Here is a 15,437-nt window from a genome sequence, read left to right as displayed (position 1 = left end):
GCCTACGCCGGGGCGGGTTTTACCACTGAACCAGATCAGGATCAGCTGTTGATGGACTGGTAGTAGTCCATCAGGATCTTCGCCACCTCAGGGCGGGAGAACTCAGGCGGCGGCGCAATGCCCTGGCCCAGCATCTCGCGCACCTTGGTGCCGGAGAGCAGTACGAAGTCTTCCTTGGTGTGATCCGGCACGTCGCGCATCATCACAATCTTGTTCAGCTTCTTGGAGTAAGCCGTGTGGTCGGCACGGAAGATCTCGATCTCCATGGCGCCCTCTGGCACTTCGTCATCGAAGATGGTCTGGGCGTCGAAGGCACCGTAGTAGTCACCCACGCCGGCGTGGTCACGACCGATGATGAAGTGGGTGGCGCCCATGTTCTGACGGAAGTAGGCATGCAGTACCGCCTCACGGGGACCAGCATAGAGCATGTCGAAACCATAACCGGTGACCATCACGGTGTTCGGCGGAAAGTAGACTTCGGCCATGGTGCGGATCGCAGCATCACGTACGGGGGCTGGGATATCGCCCTTCTTCAACTTACCGAGCAGCATGTGGACGACCACACCATCGGCATCCAGGGACTCCATCGCCATGCGGCAGAGCTCCTCGTGAGCGCGGTGCATCGGGTTGCGGGTCTGGAAGGCGACGACCTTGCTCCAGCCATGCTCTTTGATCTCGTTACGGATCTCCACCGCGGTACGGAAGGTGTCGGGAAAATCAGCCTGGAAGTAGGAGAAGTTCAGCACCTGGATCGGCCCAGAGACGGCCACGCGGCCCTGGCTGTTAAAGGTCTTGACGCCGATGTGGTCCATATCGGTGGTACGGTAGACCTTGTCGGTCATTACTGCCATCTGCTCATCACTGACCTCTTCGATGGCTTCGATGTCCATCACGGCCAGAACCGGGTTACCCTCGACGTTGGGGTCACGCAAGGCAATGCGCTTGGCATCACCGATGGCATCAGTGTTCTCAAGCAGGCAGAGCACGGGAACAGGGAAGAAACTACCATCGCTGAGAGTCATCTTCTCTGCGGCACCCATAGCATCAGCTACATTCATGAAACCCTGCAGGGGGCTGAAGTAACCGGCACCCATCATCACCGCGTTACCCGCGGCCTGGGAACTGATCACGACGGAGGGCAGGCTCTCGGCCTCGTGGGAGAGTTTGTGGTGCTCTTCCGGGTCATAGACGAACAGAGGTTTCAGTTCATCGGAACCAACAGGCTTGATCATGACGATTCGTCTCCTTCATGTTTCGAACGATAAGGCTATTCAGCCGGGACTGGCAGGCATCCCACCTGCCCCAGCGTACCCAGTTTGGCCTCCAACAAGCCACCCTGCAGAGACAACAAACTGGATCAACAATACATTCTATCTATTTGTTTTTAGAGAGAAACAGATGAGCACCTGATTCACTCCACCAAATTCCACCCCATACACTACCACAACCTAAAATTTTCCTTTCCCAGTTTGTGTTTATACCGTCAGCAAATTTGCATAGGCCAGAAAGAAACCTCTGCAGCCGCACCAGCCAAAAGACTGGTCCAGCACCAGATACAACCAACACAATAGGGGGAAGCTGAGCGCTTATGCAGGGGAATAAAGCGGACTGAAACCGCTTGGTAACGCCTGCTTGATAACCGGTGGGAGCGCTATTTTGACACGTCAGCTTCGTGCAGAGGGGAGGCTGCTGGAGGGCTGCATCGGCGCGAGCACCACCTCCATCACCTCAGCAACCTGTACGGGCACCTGCTCCATCATGGTTAGGACCTCATCGTCCATCAGGCCGGTAATCTCCCACACCTCAGGATGGATGTTATCGATCACACCATCCAGGAATTCGCCCATCAACTCAGCATAAGCCAGTCTACTGGCGATATGCACCAGAGCCGTTTCCAGCCGGTACTCTGGCGTCTCCATGGGGTGATGATGAAACTGAACCGTGGCTACGATACTCTCGGGCAGTTTCCAACGCTTCAGCAGTGCCGCCCCCACATCCATATGTGTAAAGCCCAACACCCCAGACTCCGCCTGCGGCAGAAGCTCATCACTGCCTGCGGTGATCAGCAGTATATCCCGAGCCTTGTCTGCCGCCTTCAGATAGATGACCAGTCGCCCCACATCATGCAACACACCCATCACAAACAGACGCTCTCCATGTAGAACATTGCAGCGCTCGGCCAATTCCCGCGCAATCACCCCGGTGGTCAGTGAGTAGCGCCAAAACTCCACCATATCGACGAGGTCAGCGGGGATACCTCTAAACACCTCTACAGCAGATGTTGCCAGCACCAGGTTTCTCAGCTCCTTGGTACCGATTATGGTGACTGCCCGCGAGATCGTCTCCACCGGGGCCTGCAGCCCAAAAAATGCGCTATTGACCAGCCGCAGAAGACGTGCCGAGAGGTTCGCATCCTGCATGATCACATTGCCGATATCGAGTGCTGAATACCGGGAAGAATCGGCCATCATGTTGACTCTCACGCAAATATCTGGCAGCGAAACCAGATGTTCAACGTCTGCAACCAGTTTTTCTGAAGGTGAATACACGTTGCGATGCTCCATCGTCTGCGTCCACAATTGTCAACTCAAGCAGCACACCGGGATATGCCATCAACACCCACTCAACTGATCCTGGGCTACCGGCAGACTGCCTAGATCCTCTAAAATCGTTCTATTCGTATATAGCGGAACATCTACAAAAACTTTAGGCCAATCAGGAAATAGAAATGCCGTTCTATATTTTTAAAATCACCCCAGATAGCCAGCTCGAGCACCTTGATGAAAAGGAGAAGTATCGAGAGGCAAAAACCGCCATTCGCAAGCTGAGAGCAGCCGAGGAAGGAAAAGTAAACACCTACCGGATGGTGTTTGCTGCAAGCGTCGGCCAGGGCGAGAAGCTATTGAGCGCCACCAAGGAGACCCGCATCATCGGCGATGACTGACCCGACGCCAAGATGAGTGCCAACCCGACAGCAAATCTAGAAGCAAAACATCACTTCCGCTCCAACACGACCCAACTTGGCGTTCATTAATAGGACACTACATGCTACTCTCACGCTTTCACAAGAATTAACTATGATCACCCCGATTTCCAGTCGGATCGGGTAGAGAAAAATGTAAAAGTCAGCGGTCTCTCTGGGTAACTAGATCCCCGCTGTATCGGGTCATCTCTGCATTCAAGGATAATCTAAGGTGTCTTCGCTGGACCCCCGCAAAAGCAAGTACCAGAGGCAGTTTCGCCCCCTGCTCAACCGCTGCAAGGACATGGTGCTCGTCTATGTCAGCGCACTACTGACCGAACTCTTCGCCAATTCAGACAAGGCGCTGATGAGTTTCGCGCAAAAGGCCGAAACCAACGAAGTGCAAAACCGCTTTTTCGAGGCGATGGCCATCATCCGCAACCGCCGTGGCCTTGTCGAACACGAGTTCCGTGAACAACTGAGCGAAGGGTTCGACCATTTCTGGGAATCATCCAACAGCCACTCCGGCGGCTTGGGCATGGGCAGCGACATGGAGCTCGAACTGGTGGACCGGGATGCCATGGACCAGACCACTGCACTCGAAAACATGGTGGCCAAAACTATCAGCGAGCACCGCACCGAGCTCTACGCACTCAGCCAGCGCCTCTCCGTCGTCTACGGCGGCAACGAAGTCAAATCCAAGCGAATCCCCGCCGGCCCCTATCAGCTGACCATCGCCTTCAACGATGCGATCGACGGCCTGGGTCTGGAATCCCGCATTCGCATCATCGTACTGGCACTCTTCAACAAGTACGTGTTGAAGCAGCTTGGCAGCCTCTACGAAGACTATAACAACAATCTCAAAGAAGCCGGTGTGCTGCCTCATCTGCGCCCGGCTGTGCGGAAATCTGAAAGCGCTGCCAGTCAGCCCAAGGCAAAGCAGGAGTCCCAGGCGGATGACGCACCCCAGACCAGTCAGGAGCTGGGCGAGGAGCTATTCGGTTCGATACTCGACCTGATGTCGAACCGGCGTCATGCTGGTCCACCCCACTCCACCCTCGGCTCAGCCGATGACCACAAAGCCCGCCCCAAGGGGGAGCTGCCCTCAGACAGCATCTACCACAATTACGCTTCGGCAGCTACGCCAGCTGATCGCCAAGGGCCCCCGGTCGCCAAAGAGAACATCGTCTCCGCACTCAACGAGATTCAGCCGGAGGCGCACGGAGACTATCTGCCTGACCTGCAGAGCGCCACGCCCTTCATCCCCAATGTGGAGCTCGACGAGCAGTTTCTCGATCGCATCAAGCAGACTCTGATCGAGGAACGCCACAAGCTCTACAATCAGGTCGACCGTAACCAGCTCGACACGGTGGACGAAGACACTATCGACCTGGTCGGCATGCTGTTCGAATACATGCTGAACGATCCCGTCCTGCCTGCGGTCGCCAAGGCACTGATCAGCCATCTGCACACCCCCTACCTAAAGGTCGCCATCATCGACCGCAGCCTGCTGACAGACTCCAACCATGATGCAAGACTGCTACTCGACAGTCTGGTTGAAGCCGGCAGCCACTGGATCGACGAGCACAACCTGAAACGTGGCATCTACCCCGCCATGCAGGACGTGGTCGACACCGTATTGAAGGAGTTCACCGACAACATCGGGCTCTTCTCCGAGCAGCTGAACTCATTCCGGCTGGAGATGGATAACTTCCGCAAAAAGACTGAGGTTCTCGAGAAGCGTGCTCAGGATTCAGCCAAGGGTCGGGAGAAACTCACCATCGCGCGGCAACGTGCCAGCCAGGAGATGAAGGCACGCACCTTCAACGCCTCCCTGCCGCAAGTCGCCAAGGATTTTCTGGTTCAGACCTGGACCGACAAGCTTATCTTCATCCTGCTGCGTCATCCGGACGGCGAGCTTAGTGAAGACTGGAAAGAGGCCTTGCGTGTCGCCGACGAACTCACTTGGGCATTCGAGCCGAAAAGCTCGCAGAGTGAGATGTCCGACCTGGAAAACAGCCTCCCCAATCTGCGGGACTCAATCCAGGAGGGGCTTGAATCCCTCGGAGACATCCATCAGGAGAAGAGCAAGGCGCTGTTTGAGCTGCTCGCTACCCCAGAGTCAGCAATTGCCGCCGGTGCCGCCGTACTGGCCGAGCCGCCGTCAAAGGCAGCTCTTCCCCATACCGCATCCGAACCAGTAGAGATCACCGGCACATCCGCAGACATCGAAGAGGCAGAGGCTGAACAGCAGGGAGCCGAAATCCCGCAAGATGAACTGGATATGATGGAGAAGTTGCGTAAGGTGGAGTACGGCACTTGGTTTGAACTCGACGATCCCACCAGTGGGGAGAACAAGCGGGTCAAACTTTCTTGGCTGAGCCCGCTTACCGGTTCCTGTATGTTTGTCGATCGCGCTGGTGTACAGACCGCCATCAAACCCTTGCGAACCTTGGCGCAAGAGGTCATCGCCGGCAAGTCCCGGATGCTTGAAGAGAGCAATGACCCGTTTGTCGATCGCACCCTGCACGCCATCCGCCGTATGCTGCAACGCTCCCTGCAGGCAACCGAAGACCTGGCCAGCGAACTTCTGGAAGAGGACTCATCCGAACCAGAGAGCGAGTTGCAGTTCCCCCTGAAATAGACAGAAACAATGGTAGAAAAACGCAAACTGTCGCGAAAGATCGCAAACGATCGTCTGGTTATCAAAGACCAGATTAGCGGATCCAAAGTCGGCACCGTGGTCAACATCAGCGCTGCTGGCTTTATGCTGCTGAGCGAAAAAGCGATTAAAACCGGCAACATCTATCAATTTGACCTCCTGATGCCCCAGCTTGTCGAGCAACACAGCCAGATCAGCTTTGGCGCTGAGGCGCTCTGGTGCAGTGAAGCCGCCCAGGCCGGGAGCTACTGGACCGGCTTTCAGATCATCGACATCTCCAATCGTGACGAGGCGATCATCAGTAAACTGATTGAAGGCTGGAGCATCCAGGAGTAACCAGCCCCCCAATGGGGCCCCGGGTCAGCGTTCTCCTGCCGCTACGCAATGCTGCGGCCACTCTCGATGAATGTATCACCTCGATACAGTCCCAATCCCTCCAGGATTTTGAGCTGCTGGCGATCAACGACGGCAGCAGTGATCAGACCCTGGCCATTCTTGAGCGATATGCAGACAGGGACCAACGCCTGCGCATCTTGAGTAACCCTGGCAAGGGGCTGGTGGATGCACTCAATTACGGCCTCGCTCAGGCCGGCTCCCCACTGATCGCCCGCATCGACGGCGACGATCGCATGCATACTGAACGCCTCAGCCGCCAGCTTGCTTTTCTACAACAGAACCCGAATGTCACCCTGGTTGCCAGCCAGGCAAGAATCTTCCCCGAGGAACAGCTCCAGGCCGGCTTTCGTGAATATATACGCTGGCAAAATCGCTGCCTCTCGGCAGCAGAGATCGCGCACAATATCTATATCGAATCCCCCTTCCCCCATCCCTCGGTGACCTTTCGCCGCACGCCGATCATCCAGATCGGTGGCTACCGCCAGGGCCCCTTCCCTGAGGATTATGACCTGTGGTTAAGGCTGCATCAGGCGGGACACCGGATGGAGAAACTGCCCCATAAACTGCTCGACTGGCGCGAAAGCCCAGGCCGAGTATCGCGTACCGACCCACGCTGCAGCCGGGAAGCCTTCGACTCTCTGCGCGCGCGCTATCTGGCGAAAGAGCCACGACTGCTGGAACGCCGCCATGATCTGGTTGTCTGGGGGGCTGGGCGCAAGACCCGTAAGCGTTGCCGATACCTGCTCGATTATGGCTTCAAAGTAAACGCCTGGATCGACATCGACCCACGTAAGATCGGCAATCGGATAGACAACGCACCTGTGGTTGACCCAGAGTGGCTAAACCAGAAAAAACGCCCATTTGTGCTGGTCTACGTCAACAATCACGGCGCACGCGAGTTGATCGGCGAGCAGCTTTCGAGCTTTGGATATCGTGTGGAAAAAGACTTTCTGATGGTCGGCTGAAGCCGATCAGTTGAGCATTGCCTGACGGTTCTTACGATAGACGCCCAGCACCTTTTCGACATATTGCTGAGTCTCAGGAAAGGGAGGGATCCGATTGCCATACTTTTTCACCGTACCCTCCCCGGCATTGTAAGCCGCCAGCGCCAGCCCCAGATTGAACTCAAATCTCTTAAGCAGATGTTTCAGGTAGCGGGCACCACCTTTGAGATTCTCCTTGGGATCGAAAGAGTCACTGACGCCATAGTGATTTGCAGTGGCCGGCATCAGTTGCATCAACCCTTTGGCCCCCTTGCTGGAGACCGCCTTGGGATTGTAGGATGACTCCACATCCACAATAGCGTGCAAAAGCCCGGGATGAAGCCGAAGTTGCTTGGCGGTGGCATCGATCAGAGGGGTCAATTTCTGACGATTTTTTGACAAGTTTACAGCGGATTTAGAGGAAGCCTTTTTTGCCGGCTTCTTGGAGATCGACTTCCACAACAGCCGATAGTTGCCCTTCATCGGCCGATCGGAAAAAAGAATGTGGCCGTCCGCTCCCCGATATTTGTAGATATCGGCGCTCACCGTCGTGCTGACCAGCAGCATACCGACACTCAGCAAGATCCAGCGACAGTGCCGACCCCGCAAAATATTCTCTCCTCTACTCATCACATCCAGGTCCTATCTTAAGATATGCGTATCCCAGCGGGAAAAATGTACCAAAAGTAACGACTCAAAACTGAACTCCTTTAACAAAAGTCAACATCTTTCTTCCAGCCCGATCACACTTTCCATTGCTCAGGCCGATTCTTTCCGACTATAGAACACTCAGCGACCGCAGCACTTTTTATATTTTTTCCCACTGCCGCAGGGACAAGGCTCGTTGCGTCCCACTTTCGGCTGACCGCGGGTCTCCGTCTTCGGCATCACCAGACGCCCCTCAACAAAATACCAGGCCCCGTCAACCCGCTGGAACTGGCTCACCTCGTGATGAGGATGGATCACACCGCGCTCTTTATAGGTGGCGATGAACTCCACCGTGCCCTGCTCGTCATCCGCAGCGCCGTCTTGTACATCGAGCACATCCAGGTTAAGCCATTCGGAATTCTCCGCCCAGCGCCGGGTTGCGGCCAGATCGTGGTCCTGACGATGCTCCGGATGGAGCGACTCATGCAAAAACTCAGTTCGCCGCGCAGCAAACGCAGTGTAGCGGGCACGCATCAGCGCCTCGGCGGTTTTGGCAGCTTCCGCGCCATCCAGAATCGGCTGACAACAGGTCTCGAAGGGTTGGCCGGAGCCACAGAAACATTGAGTCATGAAACTATTCCGTCACAGAAAAACCGGACGGAACGATAGCATGCAGGGAGGGGCAGCCCAAGCCTTGCGACCGGCTCAGGCCAATCGTTCTTCAGACCGGCAGCAGCTGACATAAACGGAATCCGCGATTCAGCCGACAAGTAAATACGGAACAGCGGCCAAGTCCTAAAAGGCCGATCAGCGCCGGCTATTATGAGCATTTCTGACACACAGGAAGACTCTCGCAGCATGGAGACCTGCTTACAGCCCCAACTCCTTCCAACGCTTCTCGATTCGTTTCAGCGAGATCGGCCGCTCAGTACCCAGCTCCTGGGCAAACAGTGAGACCCGCAACTCTTCGAACTGCCAGCGCATCTCCTCGATGCGCTCATCGAAGCGGCCACTCTCCAGACAGCTGTGATCCCACTGCTGCCACTGCTGATAGGCCTTGGCCATCTCGCGCATCCGCTGCTGATCCTTTGCTGCGGCGTGGCTGAGCTTGTCAATACGCCGCTCTAGCGCCTTCAGATAGCGGGGGAAGGCCTGCAACCGATTCACCTGTGTGTGCTGCAGAAAGCCCCTGAACAGCAGCCGGTCGAGCTGCTGCTGCATATCCTGCACTGAGGCGAGCCAGTTGATCTGGGTGATACCGGCCAGCCCCTTGCGCACCCGCTGGTAAGCGTCAAGGATCTCCCCCACCTGAGCACAGGCCCGGTTGCTCAGGCTCATCATCTCCCCCCGCGCCTGTTCGATGCGCTGCTCAAAGGTTGCCTGGTCACGGATCTCCGGCCGGCCGTCGAGAAAGGTCTGGTCAACGATGAAAGCGACCAGCTCATCCTCCAGCCCCTTGTAGCGCTCCACCACCAGCCCCTTGGGCGGCTCGGCGACCTTGGCGTACTGCAGCCGCATTCGCGCCAGACCCGGCAGGTTCTTGCGCAGATAGCGCATCTCCTTGGCCATACCCAACATGATCAGCCGTCGCACCCCCGCCTGGTGAGCCCGCTCAGCGTTGGCCTGGGAGTCGAGCACACGGATCGCGACCGTCTCCCCCTCATTGACCAGCGCCGGAAAGCCCTTCAGACGAATCGCCCCGCGCTGCACATCCAACGTGGCGGGGACGCTGCCAAAATCCCAGCGGGTCAAGCCCCCCTGCTCGATGGTCTGACCGCTGAGCCTGTGCCCCTGCCCCGCCTCACCGCCAGCATGACGCTGACGCAGCGGATTCACCTCACGGCCACTCTCCAGGGTGCGACCTTTCTCATCCACCACCCGCAGACGCATCCGCAGATGCTCCGGCAGGGTCGACTCATCCCAGGCATCCTCCGGCACATGCACCCCGGTAAGCTGCTTCAGCCGCTCGCCAAGCACCTGCACCAACGGCCGATCACTCGGCTCCAGCCCTTTCAGGCAGCGGGCGGCGGTCTCTGGCACCGGCACAAACGACTTGCGCAGCGCCTTCGGCAGGCCACGCAGCAGCGCCACCACCCGCTCCTGTAACAACCCCGGCACCAGCCACTGGCAGCGCGCCTCGGAGACCTGATTCAACACATCCTTTGGCACCACCAGGGTGACACCATCCTCTTTGCTGCCGGGCTCGAAGCTGTACTCCAGCGGTAGCGCCATGCCGTTGATGTCGAGGTGATCGGGAAACTGTCCGTCAGCGACCCACTCCGACTCCTCGCGCAGCAGCTCGGCCTCACGCATGTAGAGTTTTTTCGGCTGCTGTTTCGCGTCCTGTTTTAGCCATTTCTCGAAGGCAGGTGTGGTGCTGATCCCCTCCGGGATGCGCTGGTCGTAGAAGGCGTAGATGCGCTCCTCATCCACCAGGATGTCACGGCGGCGCGACTTCGCCTCCATCTCGTGCACCGCCTCGATCAACTCCTGGTTATGCCGCCAGAAGGGAGCGCGGGTCTGGAAGTCGCCCTCCACCAGGGCCGAGCGGATGAAGATCTCCCGCGCCAGTAGCGGATCGATGGGGGAGAAGTTGATCTTGCGCCGCGGGATCAGGGTCAGACCAAACAGGGTAATCTTGTCGTAGCCTGCCACCTGACCGCGCCTTTTCTCCCAGTGGGGCTCCGAGTAGCTGTGCTTGATCAGATGGCCAGCGGCAGCCTCGATCCACTCCGGCTCAATCTTCGCCAGGGTACGCGCGTAGAGTTTGGTGGTCTCAACCAGCTCCGCCGCCATCACCCACTTTGGCTGAGCCTTGAACAACCCCGAGCCGGGGAAGATATGGAAGCGACTGTTGCGTGTGCCCAGGTAGTCGCGCTCCTTACTCTTGAAACCGATGTGGCTCAGCAGGCCGCTGAGTAGCGCCCGGTGGATCTGCTCATAACTTGCCTCCTCGCTGTTCTCCTTGAAACCCATGTCGTGCAGCTGCATACGCAGCTGGGTGTGGATCTCCTGCCACTCCTGCACCCGGGTCGAGGAGAGGAAGATCGAACGGCAGTATTTGCGGAACTTGGCCCGGGAGAGGTGTTTGCGCTGCTCTTGCAGATGCTCCCATAGCTGCAGATAGCCGATGAAGTCGGACTGCTCGTGGCGAAACAGGGCATGGGCTTGATCCGCCTGCTGCTGCTTATCCATGGGACGATCACGCGGATCCTGCACGCTCAGCGCTGCGGCGATCACCATCACCTCGCGCAGACAGTGGCTGTGGGCGGCGCCCAACAGCATGCGACCGATGCGCGGGTCCACCGGCAGCCGCGCCAGCTGACGGCCAAGACGGGTGATCTGTTTGTCACCGCCGATCGCACCAATCTCCTCCAGCACCCGGTAGCCGTCTTTGATCAACCGCGAGTCGGGCGGATCGACAAACGGGAAGGCCTCGATCTCGCCGAAGCCGAGTTGCTTCATCTGCAGGATGACCGAGGCGAGGTTGGTGCGCAGGATCTCCGGTTCGGTGAACGCAACCCGTGATTCGAAATCCTCCTCCGAGTAGAGGCGGATGCAGACACCTTTGGCGACCCGTCCACAGCGCCCCATGCGCTGATTCGCCGAGGCCTGGGAGACTCGTTCCACCGGCAGCCGCTGCACCTTGCTCCTGTGACTGTAGCGGCTGATGCGGGCAAAGCCCGCGTCGATCACATAGCGAATGCCGGGCACGGTGAGTGAGGTCTCCGCCACGTTGGTGGCAAGTACGATGCGCCGCGCGCCGTGAGGTTTGAAGATCCGTGCCTGGTCGGCGGGGCCGAGTCGGGCGTAGAGCGGCAGCACTTCGGTCAGCGGCAGCTTGTGCTTGCGCAGGGTCTCGGCGGTCTCGCGGATCTCTCGCTCGCCGCTGAGAAAGATCAGGATATCGCCACGATCGATACGCGACAGCTCATCCACCGCATCGACAATCGCCTGCTGCATCGGATCCTCCCGCTCATGGGCCCCCTCCTCCTCCAGCGGCCGGTAGTACAGTTCCACCGGGAAGGTGCGGCCGGAAACTTCGATCACCGGCGCATCGCGGAAGTGTTTGGCGAAGCGGTCCGGGTCGATGGTGGCTGAGGTGATGATCAGCTTCAGGTCGGGACGCTTCGGCAGCAGCTGCTGCAGGTAGCCCAACAGAAAATCGATATTCAGGCTGCGCTCGTGGGCCTCATCGATGATCAGGGTGTCGTACTGATTCAGATAGGGGTCCTGCTGGATCTCCGCCAGCAGAATGCCATCTGTCATCAGTTTGACATGGGAATTTGGTCCCACATGATCATGGAAGCGCACCTTGTAGCCCACCGCATGGCCTGTCTCGCTGCCCAGCTCGGCGGCCACCCGCGCCGCCAGGCTGCGCGCCGCAATGCGCCGCGGTTGAGTATGGCCAATGTAGCCCGCCACACCGCGCCCCAAGTCGAGACAGATCTTCGGCAACTGGGTCGACTTGCCGGAGCCGGTCTCACCACACAGCACCACCACCTGATTTTCCGCGATCAGCTTGCGGATATCATCGAGACGCGTGGTGATCGGCAGCTCGGGCGGGAATTCGGGGGTCGGCAGGCTCTCTTGTCGCTGAGCAAGGCGCTCGCTTGAGCGATCCATATCCCGGCGCAGCTTGAGCAGCCCCTGATCGTAGGGCTGGTTGTTATTCTTCCGCTGCTGCAGACCACGCAAACGCCGGCGGAAGCTGTGGCGGTCCGCCAGCATGCATTGCTCAATCGATTCAGGGCTGGGGAGTTTGTTGTCGGCTATGGTCACAGGCAGCACAGGAAAACAGCGGAAAGGCGAGATTCTACCGTAAAACGGGGTCGATCCGACTCTGCTATATAGTCATAAGTAGTCATAAAATTGGCCCCCTCCATGGAAGCACCACAACAGCTCCACTCAGAAAAACACGCGGCCACTCCTCTACTGGAGATCATCGCCACCCTAGCCAGAGAACTCCATCCTCTACAAACAGCTTGGCGGCCGCCTACACTCGACTCTCATCTGGAGCGGGATCTGGGCTTCGACAGCCTGGGACGGCTGGAACTGGTCGCCCGTCTGGAACGCCAGTTCGGCGTCAGCCTGCCTGAGCAGAGCTTCGCTGAGGCGGAGACCCCACGCGATCTGCTACGTGCAATTCTCAGCAGTCCGACTACGACCAGCTTGGAGGGAACGCCTCCTGTCATCCCTGAGGCGGGCAGATCCAACGAGGCACCGGAACAGGCCGGCAGCCTTACCGAAATGCTCGACTGGCATGTCGCGCATCATGGGGAGCGCACGCATATCCGCCTCTACAGTGACAGCGATGAGGGTGAACGGATCAGCTATCGACAGCTGCATGAAGGGGCCCTCAAGGTTGCCGCTGCTCTGCAACGGCACGGTCTGCAACCGGGTGAGGCGGTCTGTCTGATGCTGCCGACGGGGTCCGACTACTTCTACAGCTTCTTCGGCGTGCTCTATGCCGGCGGCGTGCCGGTGCCGATCTATCCTCCGCTGCGGCCCAGTCAGCTGCAGGATCATCTCCGGCGCCAGATCTCGATTCTCTCCAATGCCAAGGCCACCTATCTGATTACCATCGAGGCGGCAAAATCTCTGGCTAAACTGCTGAAGGCGGAGGTGGAGAGCCTGCGCGAACTGCTGACTCTGGATGCACTGCACGGTAATCCACAGGCGCTCTCGCCGGTGATCCTTCGGTCGATCGATACAGCATTCCTGCAGTACACCTCTGGCAGCACGGGCACCCCCAAAGGGGTGATCCTGACCCATGCCAATCTGCTGGCGAATATCCGCGCCGATGGCGCTGCCATCGAGGCAAATGCCAGCGATATCTTTGTCAGCTGGTTGCCGCTCTATCACGACATGGGGCTGATCGGCGCCTGGCTTGGCTCACTCTACTTTGGCGCGCAGCTGGTAATCATGTCGCCGCTGAGCTTTCTGGCAAAACCCGAACGCTGGCTCTGGGCGATCCACCGCTATGGCGGCACCCTCTCCGCCGCCCCCAATTTTGCCTACCAGCTCTGCTGCAGCCGAATCGATGATAAAGCACTGGAGGGGCTCGATCTGAGCCGCTGGCGGGTCGCGCTGAATGGCGCCGAGGCGGTCAGCCCGGAGACCGTGCAAAGCTTTCAGGCGCGCTTCTCTGCCTACGGCTTTCATGCGGAGGCCCTGTGCCCGGTCTACGGCCTGGCGGAGTCGAGTGTCGGGCTCACCTTCCCGCCACTGCATCGCAAGCCGCTGATCGACCGGATCAGACGCCTCGAATTCAGCCGCAGTGGCCAGGCAATAGCCGCCGAACCGGACGATCCACGGGCACTGCACTTTGTCGCCTGCGGGCATCCCCTCCCCCACCATGAGGTGCGGGTGGTGAATGCGGCTAGCCATGAACTGCCAGAACGTCAACAGGGGGCGATTCAGTTCCGCGGCCCCTCAGCCTGCAGCGGTTACTTTCACAACTCCCAGGCCACCCGTGAGCTGTTTGACGGCGAGTGGCTACGCTCAGGGGATCTCGGCTACTTTGCAGACGGGGACCTGTTTATCACCGGTCGCAGCAAGGATGTGATCATTCGTGCTGGCCGCAACATCTACCCCGAAGAGTTGGAAGAGGCCATTGGTAACCTGGAGGGTATCCGCAAGGGTCGGGTGGCCATCTTTTCCAGTCAGAACCAGAACCAGCCGGGCGAACGACTGGTGATACTGGCCGAAACCCGCGAGCAGGATCCGGCCAAGCGGGAAGCGTTGAGCGCCCGGATCGACAGCATCGCCACCTACCTCACCATGATCGCACCGGATGAGATCATCCTCGCCGCACCAGGCATCATCCTCAAGACATCGAGTGGCAAGATCCGGCGCGGCGCATGCCGAACACTGTTTGAACAGGGCGCAATCAAGGCCCACCCCAGACCAGTCTGGCAACAACAGTTGCAGCTCTCCCTCTCCACGCTTCCAAACCGCATCCGGCGCATTGTTGGCAGCGCCAAAGATTGGGCTTATTCGCTCTATACCCGTGGAATCTTCTATATTCTGGCCGCTTTCACCTATCTCTCTGTGATGCTTCTGCCCACGACTTTTCGCTGGCCTCTGATGCGCGCCATGGCTCGCCTGCTGGCCAAGGCCAGCGGCACCCGACTGACACTACGCGGAGCAGAGTATCTCCCCACCGTCACTCAGCCCGTCATCCTGGTCGCCAACCACTGCAGTTATCTCGACGGCATTGCGCTGGTCGCGTTGCTGCCCTTCTCTTTTCGCTTTGTCGCCAAATCAGAGCTGCGTCGAAACTGGATCGCCCATACCTTTCTCAAACGCATCAATACCCTGTTTGTGGAACGGTCTGATCCCCGCCAGGCAGTGACTGATTCCTATACTGCACAGCGCAGTGCACTGCAGGGTGAGTCTCAATGCTATTTTCCAGAAGGCACCTTCAGCCGCAGACCCGGGCTGCTACCGTTTCATATGGGCGCCTTTTCCACCGCCGCAAACGCCGCTCTGCCAGTGCAGCCCATTACAATCCGTGGCACCCGTTCTATCCTGCATGCCAACGACTGGTTCATCCATCCCAGCCAGATTAGCCTGACCCTATGCGAGCCAGTTGTCCCTGTCCCGGGGATAGAGGATGCCTGGCAGCAGGCGATTCTGCTGCGCGACCGGGCCAGGACAGAGATTCTACGCCACTGCGGCGAACCTGATCTGGCTAGCGAGAAGCGAGTCTGAGACTGTTTCAATCGCCCCTCGTACACACAAAATTGACTCTTTTCCTGCCGAACCTATTAAGAACAAAAGA

General features: G+C 58.3%; 10 protein-coding genes. 5 read left to right on the top strand and 5 right to left on the bottom strand.

Annotation, left to right across the window (positions count from 1 at the left end):
- Positions 1-41: 41 nt before the first annotated feature.
- Positions 42-1,232 carry a sulfate adenylyltransferase gene (sat, locus tag L0Y14_RS06615; RefSeq protein WP_005964387.1) on the bottom strand — a complete coding sequence of 397 codons (1,191 nt, stop codon included), beginning with the start codon at positions 1,230-1,232 and terminating at the stop codon, positions 42-44.
- A gap of 432 nt (positions 1,233-1,664) precedes the next feature.
- Positions 1,665-2,564 carry an HDOD domain-containing protein gene (locus tag L0Y14_RS06610; RefSeq protein WP_138921749.1) on the bottom strand — a complete coding sequence of 300 codons (900 nt, stop codon included), beginning with the start codon at positions 2,562-2,564 and terminating at the stop codon, positions 1,665-1,667.
- A gap of 164 nt (positions 2,565-2,728) precedes the next feature.
- Here L0Y14_RS06610 and L0Y14_RS06605 point away from each other — a divergent pair, with 164 nt between their 5' ends.
- The 4 genes from L0Y14_RS06605 to L0Y14_RS06590 all read left to right on the top strand — a co-directional run bounded on the left by L0Y14_RS06605 (position 2,729) and on the right by L0Y14_RS06590 (position 6,985).
- Positions 2,729-2,944 (top strand): hypothetical protein, encoded by a 216-nt coding sequence (locus L0Y14_RS06605; protein ID WP_005964393.1) that lies wholly within the window; start codon positions 2,729-2,731, stop codon positions 2,942-2,944.
- Between the two features lie 250 nt (positions 2,945-3,194).
- Positions 3,195-5,606, top strand: coding sequence for a DUF1631 domain-containing protein (locus L0Y14_RS06600; RefSeq protein WP_005964398.1), 2,412 nt, complete (start codon positions 3,195-3,197; stop codon positions 5,604-5,606).
- 9 nt (positions 5,607-5,615) lie between these two features.
- Entirely contained in the window at positions 5,616-5,960 is a 345-nt protein-coding gene (locus L0Y14_RS06595) for a PilZ domain-containing protein (protein WP_006474095.1), read from the top strand.
- Positions 5,961-5,971: 11 nt separating this feature from the next.
- Positions 5,972-6,985 carry a glycosyltransferase gene (locus L0Y14_RS06590; RefSeq protein ID WP_005964404.1) on the top strand — a complete coding sequence of 338 codons (1,014 nt, stop codon included), beginning with the start codon at positions 5,972-5,974 and terminating at the stop codon, positions 6,983-6,985.
- 6 nt (positions 6,986-6,991) lie between these two features.
- On the opposite strand, the gene L0Y14_RS06585 is transcribed toward L0Y14_RS06590, so the two are convergent.
- The 3 genes from L0Y14_RS06585 to hrpA all read right to left on the bottom strand — a co-directional run bounded on the left by L0Y14_RS06585 (position 6,992) and on the right by hrpA (position 12,382).
- The gene (locus L0Y14_RS06585) at positions 6,992-7,633 is read right to left on the bottom strand and encodes a transglycosylase SLT domain-containing protein (protein WP_138921748.1); all 642 of its coding nucleotides are present in this window, start codon (positions 7,631-7,633) and stop codon (positions 6,992-6,994) included.
- 159 nt (positions 7,634-7,792) lie between these two features.
- Positions 7,793-8,281, bottom strand: a complete 489-nt coding sequence (locus L0Y14_RS06580; RefSeq protein WP_005964409.1) for a YchJ family protein — start codon at positions 8,279-8,281, stop codon at positions 7,793-7,795.
- A 240-nt stretch (positions 8,282-8,521) separates the two neighbouring features.
- Entirely contained in the window at positions 8,522-12,382 is a 3,861-nt protein-coding gene (hrpA, locus tag L0Y14_RS06575) for an ATP-dependent RNA helicase HrpA (protein WP_006474093.1), read from the bottom strand.
- Between the two features lie 153 nt (positions 12,383-12,535).
- On the opposite strand from hrpA, the gene L0Y14_RS06570 reads away from it, so the two are divergent.
- Positions 12,536-15,367 carry an AMP-binding protein gene (locus L0Y14_RS06570; protein ID WP_006474092.1) on the top strand — a complete coding sequence of 944 codons (2,832 nt, stop codon included), beginning with the start codon at positions 12,536-12,538 and terminating at the stop codon, positions 15,365-15,367.
- Positions 15,368-15,437 lie beyond the last annotated feature (70 nt).

Origin of the sequence: Candidatus Endoriftia persephonae (genome assembly GCF_023733635.1) — a bacterium.
Taxonomy (GTDB): domain Bacteria; phylum Pseudomonadota; class Gammaproteobacteria; order Chromatiales; family Chromatiaceae; genus Endoriftia; species Endoriftia persephonae.
Note: the sequence above shows the minus strand (reverse complement) of the source record. Positions and strands in the feature narration are given on the sequence as shown.